Genomic DNA, 20,932 nt, shown 5'->3' on the forward strand with positions numbered 1-20,932 from the left:
CTACTCGAATGCCTACGTGAGGTCGAAGAGTGCGTCCACCCCGGTGATCTCCAGGATGCGGGTCGCCGCCGGGGACGGCCGCGACACCTGGAACTTGCCCCCGGCGTTGCGTGCCTCGTGCCACAGCGTCACCAGCACACCCAACCCGGTCGAGTCGAGGAACGTCACCTCGGCCAGATCGACCGTCAGGGTCGGGGCGGAGTGCGCCTGCCGGAGCGCGGACGTGGCCACCGAACGCAGCCGGCCAGCGGTGTCGAGGTCGAGTGCGCCACTGGCGCGCAGGACGGTCTCGCTCCCGATCTGCTCGATCGTGAGCGACCACGGTGTGCTCTCCAGCGTGGGCTCCTTCCGGACAGTGACGGCGGCACCGACTCTAACGGCGTCCCGTCCGTGCCGGTCGTAGAGCGACCGAGGTCGGTCAGGCATCGGCATCGGGGTCCGCGTTCCGCTTCGGAGCGTAGTGGGGGACGTACTCCTGGCCCGACAGCTCGCCGATCGCGGCGACGATCTGATCGGTCACCGCCCGCCGTGCCCTCGCCTTGCCGGCCTGCCCCTTGTAGTCCTCGAACGTCATCGGCGGCCCGAACCGGATGCCGACCTTCACCGGCCGCGGCACCCGGCTGCCGGGCGGGAGCGCCCGCTCGGTGTTGAGCATCGCGACCGGCACGACCGGGACGTCGGCGGTCAGCGCGAGCCACGCCACGCCGGTGCGGCCCCGGTACAGCCGCCCGTCGGGAGAGCGCGTGCCCTCCGGGTAGATGCCGAACAGCCCACCGGATTTCAGGACGCCGAGGCTCGCGTCCAGCGCCTCCTGCGCGGCCCGGTTGTTGCCCCGGTTCACCGGCAGCTGCCCGGAGCTGCGCATGAACCGGGCGGTCAGCCGGTCGATCGGCCGGGTGCCGGTGAAGTACTCCTGTTTCGCGACAAAAACCACGTCCCGGTTGACGACCAGCGGCAGGAACACCGAGTCCATGATCGAGAGATGGTTCGAGGCGAGAATGGCCGCCCCGCTCTCCGGGACGTACTGCTTTCCTTCGACCCACGGACGAAACGCGAGGTGGAGGATGGGGCCACCGACCTTCTTACTCAGGTCGTACGCCATGGGGAGCTCCTCCTCTGGCACCGCAGTGATTCGGGGTAACCCTACGGCTCCGAGCTTGGGGCCGTGGTGGCCGGGCGGCGCCCAATTTCGGGAAATAGTGACCCTTCGCACTCAAGGAGTGACGGAGAGTTCCTCATCGTCCCGATGAAGGAAGTCCGTATCGCGGTGAATCGCCGCGTTCAAGGTGGACAGCCGCGCCCCCGAACCACCCCACCGGCCGGCGACGATCTCGGCCGCGATGCTCACCGCGGTCTCCTCGGGCGTGCGTGCGCCGAGGTCGAGCCCGATCGGCGACGAGAGGCGCGCGGACTCCTCCGCGCTCAGTCCGGCCTCGCGGAGCCGCTGCAACCGGTCGGAGTGGGTGCGGCGCGACCCCATCGCGCCGACGTACGCGGCCGGTATCCGCAGCGCTACTTCCAGTACCGGGACGTCGAACTTCGGATCGTGGGTGAGCACACACAACACCGCCCGCTCGTCCACCCGGCCGGCGTCCGCCTCGGCCCGGAGGTACCGGTGCGGCCACTCCACGACCACCTCGTCGGCGTCCGGGAAGCGTTTCGCGGTGGCGAACACGGGCCGGGCGTCGCAGACCGTCACCCGGTAGCCGAGGAACGAGCCGATCCGGGCCAGCGCGGCGGCGAAGTCGATCGCCCCGAACACGATCATCCGGGGCCGGGGGGCGAACGAGGAGACGAACAGGGTCAGGTCGTCACCGCGGCGCTCGCCGTCGTGACCGTAGTGGACGGTGGTGGTGCGACCGGCCGCGAGCAGGCCGCGGACGTCGTCGGCGACCGCCTCGTCGAGCCGGTCGGAGCCGAGCGAACCGGCGACGCGGTCGGGCCAGACCACCAGCCGGCGGCCCACCCGGTCGTCACCGGTCGGCGCCGCGGTGCTGGCGACGCACGTCACCACCGCGACCGGGGCACCGTCGCGCACCGAGGCCACCACGTCGCCGAACTCCGGGTACGACTCCCGGTCGACCCGCTCGACCCAGATGTCGAGGATGCCGCCGCAGGTCAGGCCGACCGCGAACGCGTCGTCGTCGGAGACGCCGTAGCGCTCGAGGCCGGGCGAGCCGGTGTCGATCGCCTCCTGGGCCCGTTCGTAGACCGCGCCCTCCACGCACCCGCCGGAGACGCTGCCCACCGCGGCTCCGTCGGGGCCGACGAGCATCGAGGCCCCCGCTGGTCGTGGCGCGCTCTTCCAGGTGGCCACGACGGTGCCGACGCCCACCGACTCACCGGCGCTCCACCAGCCGAACAGATCGTCGAGTACCTCACGCATACGCCATCACCCCGACACCACTATTACCCGTTCCGGGGGCAGAAGCTACGCGGCGTTCACGTTGTAAACGAAGCCGTAGAACACTCCGCCGAGGATCAGCGCGCCGACGCCGATGAAAAAGATCCGGTTCCGGAAGGACATACCTTTCATCCACTTGCGCTGGAACCAGTTCAGCAGGAGCCCGGCAAGGATGACGAACACGATGATGACGATGGCGCGCGGGTTGTTCTCCAAGCCGCCGGCGTCCTGACCGAGCTGCACGCGACTCCTCCCAGTGACGAGTTGCTTCCTCAAAGTTACGTCGGGATCGGGGCCCCCGGGTCCACTCGCGCAGGGTAGTGGGGATGAACGAACATGAGTCCATGGCATCCCGCTGGAAGACGGCGTCCCCGGTCCTGCTGGCCGGTGGGCTCGCGACGATAGGCGTGCTCCACTTCGTCGCTCCGAAGCCGTTCGCGCGCATCGTCCCGAAGGTGTTGCCCAACCCCGAGGCGCTGGTGGCGATCAGCGGCGCGGCCGAGCTGGCCTGCGCCGCGCTGGTGGCGGTGCCACGCACCCGCCGGTTCGGCGCGCTCGCGTCGGCGGCGTTGTTCGTCGGCGTCTACCCGGCCAACGTGCAGATGGCGGTGGACGCGAGCAAGACGTCGAACACGCGGTACAAGGCGATCGCCTACGGCCGCCTGCCGTTCCAGGCCCCGCTCATCGCCTGGGCGCTGAGGGTGGCGAAGAACGCCTGACGTCAGCGCGCGCGGCCGGTCCACGCCAGCAGGGCGTCCACGTCCCAGGTGTTGATCACCTGCGCCGGGTCGACGCCGCACTGGGCCGCCCGTGCGCACCCGTAGGGCTGCCAGTCGAGCTGGCCCGGCGCGTGGGCGTCGGTGTCGATCGCGAAGTGGCACCCGGCCTCGACGGCCAGGCGCAGCAGGCGCTTGGGCGGGTCGAGCCGCTCCGGACGCGAGTTGATCTCCACCGCCACGCCCCGCTCGGCGCACGCGGCGAACACCGCGTCGGCGTCGAACTGGCTCTCCGGCCGTTTGCCCTGGCCGGTGGACTCGCGGCCGGTCACCAGCCGCCCGGTGCAGTGCCCGAGCACGTCCGTGTGCGGGTTCTCGATCGCGCCCAGCATGCGCTTGGTCATCGTGCCGGCCGGGTCGCGCAGCTTGGAGTGCACGCTGGCCACGACCACGTCGAGGCGGGCCAGCAGCTCGTCGGACTGGTCGAGCGACCCGTCGTCGAGGATGTCGACCTCGATGCCGGTGAGGATGCGGAACGGCGCGAGCTCCTCGTTCAGCTCGGCGACGACGTCCAGTTGCTTACGCAGACGCTCGGCCGAGAGGCCGTTGGCGACGGTCAGCCGCGGCGAATGATCGGTGAGGACGACGTACTGGTGGCCGATGGAGCGCGCCGCCTCGGCCATCTCGCGGATCGGCGAACCGCCGTCGGACCAGTCGGAGTGCGTGTGGCAGTCGCCCCGCAGCAGGGCGCGCAGCTCGGCACCGGCCTCGTCGACCGAGGTTCCCGCGGTGGCCTCCAGGCGGCGCAGGTACACCGGCTCCTCGCCGGCCAGCGACTCGGCCACGCACCGCGCCGTGACGTCGCCGATGCCCGGCAGTTTCTTGAGCGTCCCGGCGGTGGCGCGTTCGCCGAGCTCGTCCGCGTCGAGCTTCTCCACGGCCGCGGCGGCCGAGCGGAAGGCCCGCACCCGGTAGGTGGCTTCGTGCGCGCGTTCCAGCAGGAACGCGATCCGACGCAGGTCGGCGACCGGGTCACGAGTGGCGTCCGTCACGAGCTCACCGTACCTGTGTGACACGCTTGCACCATGACCTCGCGCAAGAGCATCGACTGCTGGCTGATGGACATGGACGGCGTCCTGGTGCACGAGGGTGTCCCGGTGCCCGGCGCGCCGGAGTTCCTCGGGAAGCTGGTCGAGAAGGGCCGCCCGCACCTGGTGCTGACGAACAACTCGATCTACACCCCGCGCGACCTCTCGGCGCGGCTGCAGCGGGCCGGCATCAACGTGCCCGCGGAGTCGATCTGGACGTCCGCGCTGGCCACCGCGAAGTTCCTGGAGGACCAGCGTCCCGGCGGCACCGCGCACGTCGTCGGCGAAGCGGGTCTCACCACCGCGCTGCACGAGATCGGGTACGTGCTCACCGACGCCGATCCGGACTACGTCGTGCTGGGGGAGACCCGGAACTACAGCTTCGAGGCGATCACGACCGCGATCCGGCTGATCGACCGCGGTGCCCGGTTCATCGCGACCAACCCCGACCCGACCGGCCCGTCGCACGAGGGTGCGCTGCCGGCCACCGGCGCGGTCGCCGCGCTGATCAGCAAGGCCACCGGCGTCGAGCCGTACTTCGTGGGCAAGCCGAACCCGCTGATGATGCGCTCGGCGCTCAACGCGGTCGACGGGCACAGCGAGAGCACGGTGATGATCGGCGACCGGATGGACACCGACGTCATCGCCGGCATGGAGGCCGGGTTGGAGACCGTGCTCGTGCTGACCGGGGTCACCCGCGCCGAGGACGTGAACCGGTTCCCGTTCCGCCCCTCGCGCATCCTGAACTCGGTCGCGGATCTCGTCGACGAGGTCTGAGCCGGGTGCGCCCATGGCACGATGGGTGACGAGATGGAGCGGCGCGGCGAAAGCTCGGAACGGCGGCTGGCGATCCGTCCGGCCGGTGACCGCCGTGTCGCGCGCCGGCTGGCCAACCGCCAGGTCGTCGAGGACGCCGCACTGAAGCTGTTCGCGCGGAACGGTTTCGAGGCCACCACCGTCGACGAGATCGCCGCGGCGGCCGGCGTCAGCGTGCGATCGTTCCACCACCATTTCCCGACCAAGCGCGACGTGCTGGTGGGAGACCTGAGCGGGCCGTCGGACCGGCTGGCCGTGGCGCTGGCCGAGCAGCCCGACGGGGTGCATCCGCTGGTGGCGTTCCGGGCCGCGTTGCGCACGGTCGGGCTGCAGAAGGACGCCGGGCATCGCGAGCGCACGCTGCTGCGGGCACGCATCCTGCGTTCCGAGCCGCACCTGGTGCCGCTCGCGCACGAACTGTTCCGCGGGTTCGGCCGGATACTGGCCGAGGACGTCGCGCGCCGGTCCGGGCTCGACCCGGAGCGGGACGCGTACCCGCGGCTGGTCGCCTCGGTGGCGGTGGCCGCGCTCGGCGCGACGATGATGTCGCTGGCGCCGGAGCGCTGCGATCAGGGTGCGCTGGAGGAGGCCATCGACAGCGCGTTCGACTGTGTCCTCGCCGGGCTGCCCGCTCCCTGCGCCACCGCCGCCACCGCTCCGCCGGTTGCGGCCGACGCCGACGGGGCAGCCGGGAAGATGTGCAGGCCCAGCAGTACGTAGCGGGCCAGGCCGGCCACCGCGGAGGCCGTCAGCATCACGGTCAGTTCCAGGACGGCGCTCGCGTTCGGCACCGTGAGGTCGAGCACGAGCAGCGAACCGGTGGTGGCCACGTAGGAGATCAGCACGGTGCCGGCCGCGGCCACCCGGGGCAGGACGCCGTTGCGGTCGCTGCGGAACACCCACGAGCGGTTCGCCTCGTTGGAGGCCAGCGTCGAGATGATCGCGGCCACGGTGTTCGCGGCCGCGGACGGCATGATCGCGAGCAGCGGCACGAAGATCACCACCGAGAGCAACGTCGACGCCCCGCCGACCACGACGAACCGCACCATCGGCCACGCGTGCGTCCGCACCACCGAAACCACCCCCACCACTGCCTTCTCGACGAGCGCCGCCATCACCGCGAGGCCCGCACCGCGGACCGGACCCACCGGGACCGCGACCGACCGGTGACGCGTGAGCGCCAGCGCCGCGACCAGCAGCGCGCAGCCGACGACGCCGTCGAGCCAGTAGTGGTTGCCGGTGACGACCACCACGGCCACCGTGGTCAGCGGGTGCAGCACCGCGAGCCACCGCCACGGGCTCCGGACCACCCGGACGACCGCGAGCGCGACCAGCACCGCCCACGCCACGTGCAGCGACGGCATCGCCGCGAACTGGTTCGCCACCCCGGTGCCCACCGGCCCGTACACCGACTGCCCGTACACGTGCGCGGTGTCGACCATTCCGTGGTCGGTGAGCATCCGCGGCGGCGCCAGCGGATACAGCACGTGCCCGATCAACGCGAACCCGGTCAGCAACGCGAGCGTCCACCGGAACCACGGGTACTGCTCGGGATGCCAGGCGAACAGCCACACCAGCACGGCCACGGTCGCGGGGAAGTGCACCCCGGCGTAGTAGGAGCCGAAGAACTCGACGAGCGCGGGCCAGTGCAGCGCGGCCTGCTGGACGCCCTGCTCGCTCGGTAAGTGCAGCCACCGCTCGAACGCCCACACCGACTCGGCGTGGTCGAAAGCGGGGCCGGTGTGACCGGCGGCGATGACCCGTCCGCCGGCGTAGGCGAGGTAGAGCGCAGCGATCAACGGCACCTCGCGTAACGCGCGCTGCACCACGTCACTTCGCACTGGGCCCACCTCCTTCGCATGGGAGACTACTGCGCAATGCAAAGTAGTCTCCGAAGCGAAGCCGAAGGACCCGCATCGTTGCTGGTCACAACGCTACGGTCGCACTTATTTTCAGATTCTGCAAAGTTGCTTAGTACATGTTGTTCGTCACAGGGTGGCCTTGGGTGGTCCACTCGACGCCCGAACCACGAGTTCGGGGGAGAACCGCACCTGGCGGTGGATATGCCCCGGCTCGGCCGCGGCGGCCTCGGCGACCAGCAACTCGGCCGCCGTGCGCCCCAGCAGATGGCGGGGCTGGCGCACCGAACTGAGCGGCACCGCGGCGGCCGCGGCGAACTCGATGTCGTCGTAACCGACGATCGAGATGTCGCCGGGGACCGACAGCCCGCGGGCCACCATCACCTGCAGGACGCCCAGGGCCAGCAGGTCGTTCGCGCAGAAGACGGCCGTCGGGGGGTTGCGCAGGCCGAGCAGCCGCTCGCCCGCGTCCCGGCCGGAGGCGACGTTGAGCGCGGTGCCGGCGAGGATCTCCAGCTCACCGCCCGCGATCGCGCCCCGGTAGCGGTCGGCGCACTGCGCGAGGCTCATCGGGCCGCTCACGTAGGCGATCCGCTCGTGGCCGAGGTCGCGCAGGTGGGCGGCGGCCAACTCACCGCCGAGGACGTCGTCCACCGCGACCGAGCAGTAGTCGCCCTCGCCGGCGTGCCGGTCGAGCAGCACCACCGGGACGCCACGCCGGCGCAGCCGGGTCAGCCGGTCGCCGTCGACATCGACCGGCGTGATCAGCACACCCTGGACGCGTTGCTCCTCGAGCAGGTCGAGGTAGGCCTGCTCCTTGTCGCGACGCTCGTCGGAGTTGCAGAGGATGACCGCCAGCCCGGCCTCGTTCGCGGCGTCCTCGACCCCGCGGGCGACGTCGGTGAAGAACGGGTTGGTGACGTCGAGGACCACCAGGCCGAGCGTGCGGCTGCGACCGGCACGCAGGTGGCGGGCCGACTCGTTACGCACGAACCCGAGGTCGTCGATCGCCCGGCGGACGCGTTCGCGGGTCGCCGGTGCCACCGCGTCGGGGCGGTTGAGCACGTTGGAGACGGTCCCGACCGACACGCCGGCTCGCTCCGCGACCTCGCGGATGCTCGTCGTCCCCATCTGGCGCCTCCCGTGGTGATCTGCGCGAGCGTACTGGCTGATGGGGGGTTTTTGAAACGTCTCAACCAATTCTGGCGTTTGGCGCCCCGAGTGTCACCCGGTCACAGGAATGTCACGCAGGCGAAACCATTGACACGTGACGGCGCTCACTCGTACGGTCAGCGCCACCGCGTTGAAACGATTCATTCCTGTCGCGACCAAAACCTGCAACGGAGCGTGTTCCGTGACCAACAGCGAGCCCGCCCGGCCGCTGCTCTCCCTGGAGGGGGTGGGCAAGACGTTCGGGGCGTTACGCGCGCTCGACGGCGTCTCGCTCGACCTCTACCCCGGTGAGGTGCACGCCCTCATGGGGGAGAACGGTGCCGGCAAGTCCACCCTGGTCCGCATCCTCGCGGGCGTGCACAAGCCCGACGCCGGCGTGGTCCGCCTGGACGGCGAGGACGTGACGTTCGCCGACCCGGCCGCCGCGCGCGACGCCGGCATCGCGGTGATCTACCAGGAGCCGACGCTCTTCGGCGACCTCTCGGTGACCGAGAACGTGTTCATGGGCCGGCAGCCGCTCGGCCGTTTCCGCGCGATCGACCGCAAGGCCATGCGTGCCGGGGTGGAGGCGCTGTTCGCCCGCCTCGGCGTCGCGCTCGACCCCGACCGCCCGGCCAGCGGCCTCTCGATCGCCGACCAGCAACTGGTCGAGATCGCGAAGGCGCTCTCGCTCAACGCGCGCGTCATCATCATGGACGAACCCACCGCGGCGCTCTCGTCGCGTGAGGTCGAGCGGCTGTTCACGGTCGCGCGCACGCTCCGGGAGAGCGGTGCCGCGCTGGTCTTCATCTCCCACCGCCTGGACGAGGTCTACGCGCTCTGCGACCGGGTCACGGTGCTGCGTGACGGCCGGTTCGTCTCGTCCGACCCGCTGGCCGACGTCACCGAGGACGAGCTCGTCCGCCGGATGGTCGGCCGGGACCTCGACGCGCTGTTCCCGAAGATCGACACGACGCCCGGCGAGGTCGCGCTGAAGGTCTCGCGGCTGACCAGGGAAGGCGTGTTCACCGACGTGTCCTTCGAGGTCCGGGCGGGCGAGATCGTCGCGCTGGCCGGGCTGGTCGGCTCGGGGCGCAGCGAGGTCGCCCGGTGCGTGTTCGGCATCGACCGGTACGACGCGGGTGCGGTCGAGGTCCGCGGGAAGGCGCTCAAGCCCAACCGCCCCACCGCCGCGATCGACGCCGGTCTCGCGCTGGTGCCCGAGGACCGGCGCCAGCAGGGCCTGGTCATGGAGCTCTCGATCGAGCGCAACGCCACGATGACGCAGCTGGGCGGGCTGGCCCGCTTCGGTCTGCTCGGTGGCCGCGCGGAACGGGCCCGCGCCAAGGAGTGGGCCACCCGCCTCCAGCTCAAGTACCGCCGGCTCTCCGACGCCGTGGGCGTGCTCTCCGGCGGCAACCAGCAGAAGGTCGTGCTGGCCAAATGGCTGGCGACCGCCCCGAAGGTGCTGATCGTCGACGAGCCCACCCGGGGCATCGACGTGGGCACCAAGGCCGAGGTGCACCGGCTGCTCTCCCAGCTGGCCTCCGAGGGCGTCGCGGTGCTGATGATCTCGTCCGAGCTGCCGGAGGTGCTGGGCATGGCCGACCGGGTGCTCGTCATGCGGGAGGGCCGGCTCGCCGCCGAACTCGACCGCGCCGACGCCACCGAGGAGACCGTCCTGTCCGCAGCCGTGGGGCGGCGAGCGGCATGAGCGAACCGGTGGTGGAACGGCAGCGGTCGGCGGCCGCGTTGCTGGGGCGGCTGGCGCGGGCCCGGGAGCTCGGACTCGTCGTCGCGCTGTTCCTGCTCTTCGGCGTCACCGCGATCGTCAACCCGCGGTTCATCGGGGTGCAGAGCTTCAAGGACATCCTGCTCAACACCGCGATCGTCGGGTTGCTGGCGGTCGGCCAGACGCTCGTCGTCGTCACCCGCAACATCGACCTCTCGGTGGGCTCGGTGCTGGGCCTCTCCGCGTTCGTCACCGGTCTGCTGTTCGCCGACCACGACGTGCCGATCGTGGTCGCGTTCGTCGTCGGCACGCTGATCGGCGCGGTGTGCGGCGTCATCAACGGGGTGCTGGTGGCGGTGTGCCGGATCCCCGCGCTGGTCGTGACGCTCGGCACGATGTACGTGTTCCGCGGGGCCGACTACTGGCTCGCCGAGGGGCGGCAGGTCAACGCGGCCGACATGCCCTCGGCGTTCCTGAAGATCGGCAGCGGCTCGGTGCTCGGCATCCCGATCCTGCCGCTGATCGCGCTGGTGCTCCTCGCGCTGGCCGCCTGGGGGATGCGTAACCTCCGCTCCGGGCGCGAGCTCTACGCGATCGGGTCCAACCCGGACGCCGCCCGCCTGGCCGGCATCCCCGTCGGCCGGCGCCTGTTCGTCGCGTTCGTGCTCACCGGGACGCTCTCCGGCGTCGCCGGTGTGCTCTGGGCCGCGCGGTACGGCACTGTCGACGCCACCGCGGCGACCGGCTTCGAGCTGAACGTCGTCGCCGCGGTCGTGGTCGGTGGCGTGGCGATCTTCGGCGGCAGCGGCACGGTCGTGGGTGCCGCGCTCGGTGCCCTGCTGTTGTCGACGATCGGCAGTGCGCTCGTCGTGCTGAAGGTCGAGGCGCTCTGGGAGCGGGCCATCGACGGTGCGCTGCTCCTCCTCGCGATCACCCTCGACCGGGTGCTGGCTCTCCGCGCCGAACGCGCACTCCGCGCTTCGGCCAGCCGCGGCGCGACGACGCTTCCCGCCAACGGTGCCGCCGCTCCGCCCGCCACCGGCGCCGCCGCCGTGCCCGCCGATGGCGCGACCACTACGCCCCCTGATGGCGCGACCACTACGCCCCCTGATGGCGCGACCACTACGCCCCCTGATGGCGCGACCACTACGCCCGCCGCGCGCACCGCCGCGGATGCGCGCGCGAGCGAGGACGCCGCCGCCGATGTCGCCAAGGGAGGCACCCGATGAGCACCACGGTTCTTCCTCCGCCGAAGGAGACCTCGGAGCCGGTGGGCTTCGCGGAGCACTCGCCCCTGCGGCGGCTGCTGTCCTGGGAAGGCGCGATCACCGCGCTGCTGATCTTCGCGGTGCTGGTCGCGACGTTCGGCGTCGAAGGCTTCGCCGACTCGTTCAACCTCGCCAACGCGCAGCTGGACATCGTCGAGATCGCGATCCTGTCGTTGACCCTGACGCTGCTCGTGGTGATCGGCGAGATCGACCTCTCGATCGCCTCCAACCTCGGCATGTGCAGCGCGCTGATGGGTGTGCTCTGGAACGCCGGGATGTCGATCGAGACGATCATCCCGCTGACGATCCTGGTCGGCGCGGTCGCCGGTGCGCTCAACGGCTTCCTGGTGACGGTCGTCGGCCTGCCCAGCCTCGCGGTGACGATCGGCACGCTCGCCCTCTACCGCGGCATGGCCTACGTGCTGCTCGGCGACAAGGCCGTCGCGGACTTCCCGGCCGCCTACACGACCTGGCCGGCCAAGACGCTGGGCAGCCTGCCGATCCCGTACCCGACGGTGCTGGTGATCGTGCTGGCGATCGTCGTCGGCATCGTGCTGCACGCGACGCCGATCGGCCGCTCGCTCTACGCGATCGGCTCGAACAAGGAGGCGGCCCGCTTCGCCGGTATCCGGGTCAAGCGGATCACGTTCTGGCTGTTCGTCGCGTCCGGAGCGTTCGCCGGCCTGGCCGCGGTGATCTACACGTTCCGGTTCTCCAGCGCCCGCGCCGACAACGCGAACGGGCTGGAGCTCACGGTCGTCGCCGCCGTCCTGCTCGGTGGGGTCTCGATCTTCGGCGGACGCGGCACGCTGCCCGGCGTCCTCGTGGCGGTGCTGCTGGTGGGGGTGCTGCGCAACGCGCTGATCCTCGACGACGTCTCGACCGAGACGCTGATGCTCGTCACCGGCGGGCTGCTGATCTTCTCCGTGCTCGCGCCCAACGCCGTCACCTGGGCCCGCGAGCGCTGGAGACTCCGGAAACTTTCCTCCTAACCCCCCATCACCACCCGAAAGGGACCGACAATGATGTTGCTCCGTGCCCGGAGAACCGTTGCGTTCTCCGCCGCGCTGGTCGCGGTGACGCTCGCCGCGGCCGCCTGCGGTGGCACCACCAAGGACTCCACCGACAACGCCTCGGCCGGGCCGGCCTCATCGGCCTCGGCGAACCCCGACGCTCCTCTCAAGGAGGGGCTGAAGATCGCGTTCCTGCCCAAGCAGGTGAACAACCCCTACTTCACGGTGTCCGACAAGGGCGGCGAGAAGGCGGTCGGCGAGTTCAAGGGCACCTACAAGGAGGTCGGTCCCTCCGACGCAAGCGCCTCCTCGCAGGTGCAGTACATCAACACGCTGACCCAGCAGGGCCAGGACGGCATCTGCGTCTCCGCCAACGACGCGAACGCGATCGTCCCGGCGCTGACCCAGGCCCGTCAGCGCGGCGTCAAGGTCGTCACGTTCGACTCCGACGCCGCGGTCGCCGGCCGGGACGCGTTCGTCAACCAGGCCAACCCCGAGGACCTGGGCCGCACCGAGGTGCAGCTGCTGGCCAAGCAGATCGGCGAGAAGGGCAAGATCGCGATCCTGTCCGCCACGCCGAACGCGACGAACCAGAACACCTGGATCGAGTTCATGAAGGACGAACTCAAGAAGTACCCGGGGATGCAGCTGGTGAAGGTCGCCTACGGCAACGACGACGACCAGAAGTCGTTCCAGGAGACGCAGGGTCTGCTCCAGGCGTACCCGGACCTCAAGGGCATCATCTCGCCGACCACGGTCGGTATCGCCGCGGCCGCCCGGTACCTGTCGTCGTCCCCCTACAAGGGGAAGGTGCAGCTGACCGGTCTCGGCACGCCGAACCAGATGCGTCAGTACGTCAAGGACGGCACGGTCAAGGAGTTCGAGCTCTGGGACCCGGGAAAGCTCGGCTACCTCTGCGCGTACACCGCCGCCGCGCTGGCCTCCGGACAGATCACCGGTAAGGAAGGCGAGAAGTTCAAGGCCGGTGAGCTGGGCGAGTACACGATCGGCAAGGACGGCGCCATCCTCCTCGGCCCGCCCCAGGTCTTCGACGCCAAGAACATCGACCAATTCAACTTCTGAGTTGCCGGGGGCGCGGCCTCGGTCGCGCCCCCCGTGGGGAGCCTTCGTGCAGCGAGTCTGTCTGCTGGGCCAGGTCGATCCGGCCCGGCTCGACGAATACCGGGAACGGCACGCGGCGGTGTGGCCGGAGATGTTGGCCGCGTTGTCGAAGCACGGCTGGACGAACTACTCACTGTTCCTCAAGGACGACGGTCTCCTGATCGGCTACCTGGAGACCGAGGACTACGAAGCGGGGCTGGCCGGCATGGCCGGTGAGGAGATCAACGCCCGCTGGCAGGCCGACATGGGGCCGTTCTTCCTCGGCCTGGAGGGCCGCCGCCCGGATGAGGGCTTCCTGATCGTCCCCGAAGTGTTCCACCTCGACTGAAAGAACGGCGCCATGTCCCGAGTCACCGACGTTCTCAACCGCCAGCACATCGAGCTGCCCTCGTGGGCGTTCGCCAACTCCGGGACCCGGTTCAAGGTCTTCCCCCAGGCCGGCGTCCCGCGCGACCCGTACGAGAAGGTCGCCGACGCCGCGCAGGTGCACAAGTTCACCGGCGCCGCCCCGACCGTCGCGTTGCACATCCCGTGGGACAAGACCGACGACTACGCCGACCTGGCCCGCTACGCCACCGACCAGGGCGTCACGCTGGGCACGATCAACTCGAACGTGTTCCAGGACAACGACTACATGCTCGGCAGCGTGACGAACCCGGACCCCGCGGTGCGGCGCAAGGCGACCGACCACCTGCTCGAGTGCGTCGACATCATGGACCGGACCGGGTCGCGCGACCTGAAGCTCTGGTTCTCCGACGGCATCAACTACCCGGGCCAGGACGACATCCGCGCCCGCCAGGACCGGCTGGCCGAGGCGTTGGCCGAGGTCTACGCGCGGCTCGGCGACGACCAGCGGATGCTGCTCGAGTACAAACTGTTCGAGCCGGCGTTCTACGCCACCGACGTGCCCGACTGGGGCACCGCCTACGCGCACACGCTGACGCTCGGCGAGAAGGCCGTGGTCTGCGTCGACACCGGCCACCACGCGCCGAGCACGAACATCGAGTTCATCGTCGCGGTGCTGCTGCGGGCCGGGAAGCTCGGCGCGTTCGACTTCAACTCCCGCTTCTACGCCGACGACGACCTGATGGTCGGCGCCGCGGACCCGTTCCAGCTGTTCCGCATCCTGTTCGAGGTGCTGCGCGGCGGCGGCTTCGACCGCGACCCCGGCGCGATGGACGAGATCGCGTTCATGCTCGACCAGTGCCACAACATCGAGCCGAAGATCCCCGGCCAGATCCGCTCGGTGATGAACGTGCAGGAAGCGACGGCCAAGGCGCTGCTCGTCGACCGCGAAGCGCTCGCCGCCGCGCAGGCCGAGGGCGACGTGCTCGGCGCGAACGCCGTGTTCATGGACGCCTACAACACCGACGTGCGCCCGCTGCTGGCGTCGCTGCGTGAGGAGAAGGGGCTCGACCCGGACCCGATGGCCGCGTACAAGCGCTCCGGGTACGCCGAGAAGATCGTCGCCGAGCGAGTCGGCGGAACCCAGGCTGGATGGGGAGCATGAACGAGACAGTCGCGGCGCTGCTGGCCCGGTCCAACCGGCTCGGCGCCGATCCGCGCAACACCAACTACGCCGGCGGGAACACCTCGGCCAAGGGCACCGACGTCGACCCGGTCACCGGCGGCCCGGTGGAGCTGCTGTGGGTGAAGGGCTCGGGCGGTGACCTGGGCACGCTCACGGAGCCCGGGCTGGCCGCGCTGCGCCTGGACCGGTTGAGGAGCCTGGTCGGCGTCTACCCGGGGGTGGAGCGCGAGGACGAGATGGTCGCCGCGTTCGACTACTGCCTGCACGGGCGGGGCGGGGCGGCGCCGTCGATCGACACCGCGATGCACGGCCTGGTCGACGCCGCGCACGTCGACCACCTGCACCCGGACTCCGGGATCGCGATCGCGACCGCCGCGGACGGCGAGAAGCTGACCGCGGAGATCTTCGGCGGGAAGGTCGCCTGGGTGCCGTGGCGGCGTCCCGGGTTCCAGCTCGGCCTGGACATCGCGGCGATCAAGGACGGCGACCCCGACGTGATCGGCACCGTCCTGGGTGGGCACGGCATCACCGCCTGGGGCGCCACCAGCGACGAGGCCGAGGCCAACTCGCGGTGGATCATCGAGACCGCGGCCGCCTACATCGCGGAGCACGGAAAGCCCGAGCCGTTCGGGGCCGTCGTGGAAGGCTTCGAGGCGCTGCCGGAGACCGAGCGCCGGGCGAAGGCCGCCGCGCTGGCTCCGCTGGTCCGGGGGTTGGCGTCGACGGACAAGCCGCAGGTCGGGCACTACACCGACAGCGACGTCGTGCTGGAGTTCCTCTCCCGGGAGAAGCTCGCACCGCTGGCCGCGTTGGGTACGTCCTGCCCGGACCACTTCCTGCGCACCAAGGTCCGCCCGCTCGTGGTGGATCTGCCGGCGACGGCCACGGTCGAGGAGATCACCGCCCGGCTGACCGAGCTGCACGCCGAGTACCGGGCGGCCTACCAGGCCTACTACGACACCTACAAGGTCGAGGACAGCCCGGCGATCCGCGGTGCCGACCCGGCGATCGTGCTGGTCCCGGGCGTCGGGATGTTCAGCTTCGGCGCGAACAAGCAGACCGCGCGGGTGGCGGGGGAGTTCTACGTCAACGCGATAAACGTGATGCGTGGCGCCGAGGCGATCTCCACCTACGCCCCGATCGACGAGTCGGAGAAGTTCCGGATCGAGTACTGGCTGCTCGAGGAGGCCAAGCTCCAGCGGGCGCCGAAGCCCAAGGCGCTGGTCGGCCGGATCGCGCTGGTGACCGGCGCGGCCAGCGGCATCGGCAAGGCGATCGCGGCCCGGTTCGCGGCCGAGGGCGCCTGCGTGGTCATCGCCGACCTGGACGCGTCCAAGGCCGCCGACGCGGCCGCGGAGCTCGGTAACGCCGACGTGGCGATCGGGGTGGCCGCCGACGTCACCGACGCGGCCGGGGTGCGGGCCGCCTTCGACGCCGCCGCGCTCGCGTTCGGCGGCGTCGACCTGGTCGTCAACAACGCGGGCCTGTCGATCTCCAAGCCGCTCGCCGACACCACCGAGGCCGACTGGGACCTGCTCCACGACGTCCTGGCCAAGGGGTCGTTCCTCGTCGCCCAGGCCGCCGCGAAGACGATGACCGCCCAGAACATGGGCGGCGACCTCCTCTACATCTCCTCGAAGAACTCGGTGTTCGCCGGGCCGAACAACGTCGCGTACTCCGCGGCCAAGGCCGACCAGGCCCACCAGGTGCGGCTGCTCGCGGCCGAGCTCGGTGAGCACGGCATCCGCGTCAACGGCATCAACCCCGACGGTGTCGTCCGCGGTTCCGGGATCTTCGCCGGCGGCTGGGGTGCCTCCCGGGCCGCCGTCTACGGGGTGCCGGAGGAGGAGCTGGGCCAGTTCTACGCCCAGCGCACGCTGCTCAAGCGCGAGGTGCTGCCCGAACACGTCGCCAACGCGGCGTTCGCGCTCGTCGGCGGCGAGCTGACGCACACGACCGGGCTGCACGTGCCGGTCGACGCCGGCGTCGCGGCGGCGTTCCTGCGATGAGTTCCTGGTTCGCGGCGGTCGACCTCGGCGCGTCCTCCGGGCGCGTCGTGGCCGGCCGGGTCGGCCCCGGCACCCTGGAGCTGACCGAGGCGCACCGGTTCGTCAACGAGCCGGTGCGCCTGGCGGGCACGCTGCACTGGAACGTGACCGGCCTCTACACCGAGATCCTGCGGGGGCTCCGGTTCCTCGGCCGTGACCACGGCACGCCGGTCAGCATCGGCGTCGACTCGTGGGCGGTCGACTACGGCCTGCTCGACGCCGAGGGCGCGTTGCTCGGCGCGCCCGTGCACTACCGCGACGAGCGCACCGACGGGGTGGCCGCCACGGTCGCGGCCGAGGTCGGCGCGGCGTCGCTCTACCGGCGCACCGGGCTGCAGACCCTGCCGTTCAACACGGTGTACCAACTGGTCGCGGCCCGGAGCAGCACCGCGTACCAGGCCGCGAGCTCGCTGCTGCTCATTCCGGACCTGATCGGCTACTGGCTCACCGGGGCGCAGGGCGCCGAGGTCACCAACGCGTCGACCACCCAGCTGCTCGACGTCCACCGGCGCCGGTGGGACGTGGAGCTGGCGACGGAGCTGCGCCTGCGTCCGGAGCTGCTGCCACCGCTGCGCCAGCCGGGTGACCGGCTCGGCGGGTTGCGTGCGGACGTCGCGGCCGAGGTGGGGTTCGACGCCCCGGTGGTGGCGGTCGCGTCGCACGACACCGCGTCGGCGGTGATCGGTGTGCCCGCGGTGGGGGAGCGGTTCGCCTACATCTCCTGCGGCACGTGGGGCCTGGCCGGGTTGGAGCTCGACCGGCCGGTGCTGACCGAGGCGAGCCGCGCGGCCAACTTCACCAACGAGGCCGGCATCGACGGTTCCGTCCGCTATCTGCGCAACGTGATGGGGCTGTGGTTGCTGCAGGAGTCGGTGCGGTGGTGGGAGCGGGCCGGCTCGGGCTCCGACCTCCCCACCCTGCTCGCCGACGCCGCCGGGGTGCCGGCCGGACGCACGGTGATCGACGTCGACGACGCCCGGTTCCTGCCGCCCGGTGACATGCCGTCGCGGATCGCGGCCTTCGCGGCGGAGACCGGGCAGCCGGTCCCGTCGGCGCCGGCCGAGATCGTCCGGTGCATCCTCGACAGCCTGGCGCTGGCGTTCCGGCGCACGATCCGGGACGCGGCCACGCTCGCGTCGCACGACGTCGACGTCGTGCACGTCGTGGGTGGGGGCGCGCGCAACGCGCTGCTGTGCCAGCTGACCTCGGACGCGACCGGCCTGCCCGTGGTGGCCGGTCCGGTGGAGGCGACCGCGCTGGGGAACGTGCTCGTCCAGGCCCGCGCCGCGGGCCTGGTGCGTGACCTCGGGGCGGCCCGCGAGCTCCTCGCCGCGACGCAGCCGACCGTGCGGTACGACCCCCGCCCCGGCATCGAGTGGGACGCGCTCGCCGCTCGGCTAGCCTGAAGAGGGTGGGTAACCTCCTCGCGGTCAGCGATCTGCACGTCGGGTACAAGGAAAACCGCGACGTCGTGCGGTCGCTCCGCCCGCTCGCCGAGGACGACTGGCTGATCGTGGCCGGTGACGTCGCCGAGCGGCTCGAACACGTCGCCTGGACCCTCAAGGTGCTGACGCTCTCGTTCGCGAAAGTGATCTGGGTACCGGGCAACCACGAGCTCTGGACCTCGCCGAAGGACCCCGGGTCCCCGCGCGGGGTCACCAAGTACGACCTGCTCGTGGAAATGTGCCGCGCGCTCGGCGTCGTCACGCCCGAGGACCCGTACCCGGTGTTCAACGGCGTGACGATCGCCCCGCTCTTCACGTTCTACGACTACTCGTTCCGCCCCGACGGCCAGACCCGGGAGCAGGCCCTCGCCCAGGCCTACGACGTCGGCGTCGTCTGCACCGACGAGGCGGTACTGCACCCCGACCCGTACGAGACGCGCGGCGACTGGTGCCGGGCCCGGGTCGAGGCGACGGCGGCCCGGCTCGACACCGAGCTGCCGCCCGACCGGCAGACCGTGCTGATCTCGCACTGGCCACTGCACCCCGCCCCGACCAAGCGGCTGCGTTACCCGGAGTTCGCGCAGTGGTGCGGGACGACGCTGACCGCGGACTGGCACCTGCGGTACCGGGCCGCGGCCGTGGTCTACGGGCACCTGCACATTCCGCTGAGCGACGTCGTCGACGGCGTGCCGTTCGAGGAGGTGTCCCTCGGCTACCCGCGCGAGTGGCGGCCCCGCTCGCGCCCCCACGGCCTGCCGCGGGTGATCCTCTAGCCGGCCACCGGAACCGCGGCGCCGTCGCGCAGGTAGACCGGGATCTGCTCGAGCGGGGCGTCGGCCTCGATCGTGGTGCCGCCGTCGAACACCTCGCCGGAGAACGCGTGGGTCCACCGCGCGCCGGCCGGCAGGTACACCGGCCGGGAGCGGGCGCCGGCCTCCAGCACCGGTGCCACCAGCACGTCCGGTCCGAACATCAGCTGGTCGTCGATCTCCCACGCGGTGGCGTCGTCGGGGAAGTCGACGAAGAGCGGACGCATGGCCGGCAGCCCCTCCGACGACGCCCGGTCCAGCTGGGCGTGCAGGTACGGGCGCAGCCGCTCCCGCATGAACATCACGTCCCTGATGATCGGGTACGCGGTGTCCCCGAACTCCCACACCTCGTTCGGCCCGCCGGTCATGTCCCAGCCGGTCGACATCCGGGGTTCGCGGTTGCCGTGCAGCCGGAACAGCGGGCAGAACGCCCCGTACTGGAACCAGCGGACCATGAGCTCCCGGTAGGCCTCGTCGGACGCGTCACCGCCGTGGAAACCGCCGATGTCGGTGGTCCACCAGGGGATGCCGGCGATCGCGATCGACAGCCCGGCACGCACCTGGCGGCGCAGCGCGTCCCAGGTGGCGGGGATGTCACCCGACCACACCGCGGCGGCGTACTTCTGCGAGCCGGCCCAGGCCGAGCGGCACAGCAGCACGGTCTCGGGGTCGTCGGTGGAGGCCATCCCGTCGGCGAACATCCGCGCGGTGTCCCGCGGGTACACGTTTATCGTCTCCGCGCCGGGGCCGGCGTGCAGCGCGAGGTTCGCCGGGTGACCCGGGTTCAGCTCGGGTTCGCACGCGTCCAGCCACCACACCCGGACGCCGAGGTCGTAATAGTTCTTCTTCGCCACCGACCAGAGGAACTCGCGGGTCGCCGGGTTGGTGGGGTCGTGGAACGCGATCGGCATCGGGACCGGCATGCCTTTGTCGCGGATCGTGGCGTGGAACTCCGCGCCCTGGTCGGTACCGACGAGCATCCCCTCGTCACGCAGCTTCGGGTAGTTCTCCGACAGCGGCGAGATCGTCGGCCAGATCGACACCATGAGCCGGACGCCGAGCTCGTCGAGTTCGGCCATCATCGCGGCCGGGTCCGGGTACTCCGCCGGGTCGAACTTGTAGTCGCCCATCGCCGTCCAGTGGAAGAAGTCGCTGACGATCACCTCCAGCGGCAACCCTCGGCGCTTGTGCTCTCGGGCGACCTCCAGGAGCTCCTCCTGGTTGCGGTAGCGCAGCTTGCACTGCCAGAACCCGCTCGCCCACGACGGCAGCTTCGGCGCGTGCCCGGTGGCGTCGGCGTACCGGGACAGGATCGACGCCGGTGAGCCCACCGTGATCCAGTAGTCGATGGCCCGCGCCTGGGTGGCCGTCCACCGGGTCACGTTGTCGGCGAACTCCACCCGCCCCACCGCCGGGTTGTTCCAGAGGAAACCGTAGCCGCGGTTGCTCAGCACGAACGGGATCGACACCTCGGCGTTGCGCTGCACCAGGTCCAGCGCGAGTCCCTTGTGGTCGAGTCGGCCGTGGGTGCGCTGCCCCATCCCGTAGAGCCGCTCGCCGGGGTAGGCCTTGAACTGCTGGTGCAGCTCACCGGAGCCCGACCGGTTGCCGTAGTGCACGCGCGCTCCCGGCCACCAGAAGTGCTCCCGCTCCTCGGCCAGGAGCTCCTCGCCGGTGGAGGTGCGGGTGAACGCCACCATCGGGAACGGGTAGCCGTCGTCCTCGGGCAGGGTGACGGTGACGGTCAGTTCACCGTTGACGAGCGTGCCGTCCCCGATCGTGACCGGCCCGGATTCGGGCCGGTCCTGGAGCGCGCCCACGTCGGACGCCGGAATCTGCTCCCGCGCGGACCGCACCCGCACGCTGTCGGTTCCCCAGGGCTCGATCCGGAGTACTTCGTGCTGAAAGCGGACTTCCAGTGCGTCCATG

General features: G+C 71.0%; 19 protein-coding genes and 1 pseudogene. 12 read left to right on the forward strand and 8 right to left on the reverse strand.

Going from position 1 to position 20,932, the window contains the following annotated elements:
- Window positions 1–12 precede the first annotated feature (12 nt).
- The 4 genes from ABD437_RS27750 to ABD437_RS27765 form a co-directional block, all read right to left on the reverse strand.
- Window positions 13–426, reverse strand: a complete 414-nt coding sequence (locus ABD437_RS27750) for an STAS domain-containing protein (protein WP_344651883.1) — start codon at window positions 424–426, stop codon at window positions 13–15.
- Window positions 419–1,102: a lysophospholipid acyltransferase family protein gene (locus tag ABD437_RS27755; protein WP_344651884.1), complete on the reverse strand. Its 684-nt coding sequence runs from the start codon at window positions 1,100–1,102 to the stop codon at window positions 419–421. The genes ABD437_RS27750 and ABD437_RS27755 overlap by 8 nt, the downstream gene beginning before the upstream one ends.
- Before the next feature lie 111 nt (window positions 1,103–1,213).
- Window positions 1,214–2,386: an XdhC family protein gene (locus ABD437_RS27760; RefSeq protein WP_344651885.1), complete on the reverse strand. Its 1,173-nt coding sequence runs from the start codon at window positions 2,384–2,386 to the stop codon at window positions 1,214–1,216.
- Between the two features lie 45 nt (window positions 2,387–2,431).
- Window positions 2,432–2,647, reverse strand: coding sequence for a hypothetical protein (locus tag ABD437_RS27765; RefSeq protein ID WP_344651886.1), 216 nt, complete (start codon window positions 2,645–2,647; stop codon window positions 2,432–2,434).
- A gap of 101 nt (window positions 2,648–2,748) precedes the next feature.
- Between ABD437_RS27765 and ABD437_RS27770 the strand changes: the two genes are divergently transcribed.
- Window positions 2,749–3,123, forward strand: coding sequence for a DoxX family protein (locus ABD437_RS27770; protein ID WP_344651887.1), 375 nt, complete (start codon window positions 2,749–2,751; stop codon window positions 3,121–3,123).
- A gap of 2 nt (window positions 3,124–3,125) precedes the next feature.
- Here ABD437_RS27770 and ABD437_RS27775 read toward each other — a convergent pair whose 3' ends face one another.
- Window positions 3,126–4,172 (reverse strand): PHP domain-containing protein, encoded by a 1,047-nt coding sequence (locus tag ABD437_RS27775; protein ID WP_344651888.1) that lies wholly within the window; start codon window positions 4,170–4,172, stop codon window positions 3,126–3,128.
- A gap of 33 nt (window positions 4,173–4,205) precedes the next feature.
- On the opposite strand from ABD437_RS27775, the gene ABD437_RS27780 reads away from it, so the two are divergent.
- A complete protein-coding gene (locus ABD437_RS27780; protein WP_035849806.1) occupies window positions 4,206–4,985 on the forward strand; it encodes an HAD-IIA family hydrolase in 780 nt (259 codons plus the stop codon).
- A gap of 21 nt (window positions 4,986–5,006) precedes the next feature.
- Complete coding sequence (locus ABD437_RS27785; RefSeq protein WP_344651889.1) at window positions 5,007–5,744, forward strand: TetR/AcrR family transcriptional regulator; 738 nt, start codon at window positions 5,007–5,009, stop codon at window positions 5,742–5,744.
- A gap of 44 nt (window positions 5,745–5,788) precedes the next feature.
- Here the strand turns inward: ABD437_RS27785 and ABD437_RS27790 are convergent.
- Window positions 5,789–6,874 (reverse strand): annotated as a pseudogene (locus ABD437_RS27790) (phosphatase PAP2 family protein); the annotation flags it as partial.
- 138 nt (window positions 6,875–7,012) lie between these two features.
- Window positions 7,013–8,014 (reverse strand): LacI family DNA-binding transcriptional regulator, encoded by a 1,002-nt coding sequence (locus ABD437_RS27795; RefSeq protein ID WP_344651890.1) that lies wholly within the window; start codon window positions 8,012–8,014, stop codon window positions 7,013–7,015.
- A 223-nt stretch (window positions 8,015–8,237) separates the two neighbouring features.
- On the opposite strand from ABD437_RS27795, the gene ABD437_RS27800 reads away from it, so the two are divergent.
- The 9 genes from ABD437_RS27800 to ABD437_RS27840 are packed head-to-tail and all read left to right on the forward strand — an operon-like array spanning window position 8,238 to window position 18,967.
- Window positions 8,238–9,749: a sugar ABC transporter ATP-binding protein gene (locus ABD437_RS27800; RefSeq protein ID WP_344651891.1), complete on the forward strand. Its 1,512-nt coding sequence runs from the start codon at window positions 8,238–8,240 to the stop codon at window positions 9,747–9,749.
- The gene (locus ABD437_RS27805) at window positions 9,746–10,996 is read left to right on the forward strand and encodes an ABC transporter permease (RefSeq protein WP_344651892.1); all 1,251 of its coding nucleotides are present in this window, start codon (window positions 9,746–9,748) and stop codon (window positions 10,994–10,996) included. Before ABD437_RS27800 ends, ABD437_RS27805 begins: the two co-directional genes overlap by 4 nt.
- Window positions 10,993–12,027, forward strand: coding sequence for an ABC transporter permease (locus tag ABD437_RS27810; protein WP_344651893.1), 1,035 nt, complete (start codon window positions 10,993–10,995; stop codon window positions 12,025–12,027). Before ABD437_RS27805 ends, ABD437_RS27810 begins: the two co-directional genes overlap by 4 nt.
- 30 nt (window positions 12,028–12,057) lie before the next feature.
- Entirely contained in the window at window positions 12,058–13,131 is a 1,074-nt protein-coding gene (gene rhaS, locus ABD437_RS27815; protein ID WP_425558261.1) for a rhamnose ABC transporter substrate-binding protein, read from the forward strand.
- A 46-nt stretch (window positions 13,132–13,177) separates the two neighbouring features.
- Window positions 13,178–13,498, forward strand: a complete 321-nt coding sequence (locus ABD437_RS27820; RefSeq protein WP_344651894.1) for an L-rhamnose mutarotase — start codon at window positions 13,178–13,180, stop codon at window positions 13,496–13,498.
- Between the two features lie 12 nt (window positions 13,499–13,510).
- The gene (rhaI, locus tag ABD437_RS27825) at window positions 13,511–14,680 is read left to right on the forward strand and encodes an L-rhamnose isomerase (RefSeq protein ID WP_344651895.1); all 1,170 of its coding nucleotides are present in this window, start codon (window positions 13,511–13,513) and stop codon (window positions 14,678–14,680) included.
- A complete protein-coding gene (locus ABD437_RS27830) occupies window positions 14,668–16,710 on the forward strand; it encodes a bifunctional aldolase/short-chain dehydrogenase (protein WP_425558262.1) in 2,043 nt (680 codons plus the stop codon). Before rhaI ends, ABD437_RS27830 begins: the two co-directional genes overlap by 13 nt.
- On the forward strand, window positions 16,707–18,155 hold the full coding sequence (locus ABD437_RS27835) for a rhamnulokinase (RefSeq protein ID WP_344651897.1): 1,449 nt from the start codon (window positions 16,707–16,709) through the stop codon (window positions 18,153–18,155). The genes ABD437_RS27830 and ABD437_RS27835 overlap by 4 nt, the downstream gene beginning before the upstream one ends.
- Window positions 18,156–18,160: 5 nt before the next feature.
- The gene (locus ABD437_RS27840; RefSeq protein WP_344651898.1) at window positions 18,161–18,967 is read left to right on the forward strand and encodes a metallophosphoesterase family protein; all 807 of its coding nucleotides are present in this window, start codon (window positions 18,161–18,163) and stop codon (window positions 18,965–18,967) included.
- Here the strand turns inward: ABD437_RS27840 and ABD437_RS27845 are convergent.
- Window positions 18,964–20,931 (reverse strand): glycoside hydrolase family 31 protein, encoded by a 1,968-nt coding sequence (locus ABD437_RS27845; RefSeq protein ID WP_344651899.1) that lies wholly within the window; start codon window positions 20,929–20,931, stop codon window positions 18,964–18,966. The two genes, ABD437_RS27840 and ABD437_RS27845, sit on opposite strands and share 4 nt — an antisense overlap.
- Between the last annotated feature and the right edge of the window lies 1 nt (window position 20,932).

Origin of the sequence: Cryptosporangium japonicum, assembly GCF_039524755.1 — a bacterium.
GTDB lineage: Bacteria > Actinomycetota > Actinomycetes > Mycobacteriales > Cryptosporangiaceae > Cryptosporangium > Cryptosporangium japonicum.

Excerpts from the sequence above, each read along its gene's own strand:
- ABD437_RS27780 (WP_035849806.1), top strand. The coding sequence starts at position 4,206 with ATGACCTCGCGCAAGAGCATCGACTGCTGGCTGATGGACATGGACGGC.
- ABD437_RS27845 (WP_344651899.1), bottom strand. The coding sequence starts at position 20,931 with ATGGACGCACTGGAAGTCCGCTTTCAGCACGAAGTACTCCGGATCGAG.
- rhaI (WP_344651895.1), top strand. The coding sequence starts at position 13,511 with ATGTCCCGAGTCACCGACGTTCTCAACCGCCAGCACATCGAGCTGCCC.
- ABD437_RS27785 (WP_344651889.1), top strand. The coding sequence starts at position 5,007 with ATGGGTGACGAGATGGAGCGGCGCGGCGAAAGCTCGGAACGGCGGCTG.
- ABD437_RS27830 (WP_425558262.1), top strand. The coding sequence starts at position 14,668 with ATGGGGAGCATGAACGAGACAGTCGCGGCGCTGCTGGCCCGGTCCAAC.
- rhaS (WP_425558261.1), top strand. The coding sequence starts at position 12,058 with ATGATGTTGCTCCGTGCCCGGAGAACCGTTGCGTTCTCCGCCGCGCTG.
- ABD437_RS27835 (WP_344651897.1), top strand. The coding sequence starts at position 16,707 with ATGAGTTCCTGGTTCGCGGCGGTCGACCTCGGCGCGTCCTCCGGGCGC.
- ABD437_RS27805 (WP_344651892.1), top strand. The coding sequence starts at position 9,746 with ATGAGCGAACCGGTGGTGGAACGGCAGCGGTCGGCGGCCGCGTTGCTG.
- ABD437_RS27760 (WP_344651885.1), bottom strand. The coding sequence starts at position 2,386 with ATGCGTGAGGTACTCGACGATCTGTTCGGCTGGTGGAGCGCCGGTGAG.
- ABD437_RS27750 (WP_344651883.1), bottom strand. The coding sequence starts at position 426 with ATGCCTGACCGACCTCGGTCGCTCTACGACCGGCACGGACGGGACGCC.
- ABD437_RS27755 (WP_344651884.1), bottom strand. The coding sequence starts at position 1,102 with ATGGCGTACGACCTGAGTAAGAAGGTCGGTGGCCCCATCCTCCACCTC.
- ABD437_RS27770 (WP_344651887.1), top strand. The coding sequence starts at position 2,749 with ATGGCATCCCGCTGGAAGACGGCGTCCCCGGTCCTGCTGGCCGGTGGG.
- ABD437_RS27810 (WP_344651893.1), top strand. The coding sequence starts at position 10,993 with ATGAGCACCACGGTTCTTCCTCCGCCGAAGGAGACCTCGGAGCCGGTG.
- ABD437_RS27795 (WP_344651890.1), bottom strand. The coding sequence starts at position 8,014 with ATGGGGACGACGAGCATCCGCGAGGTCGCGGAGCGAGCCGGCGTGTCG.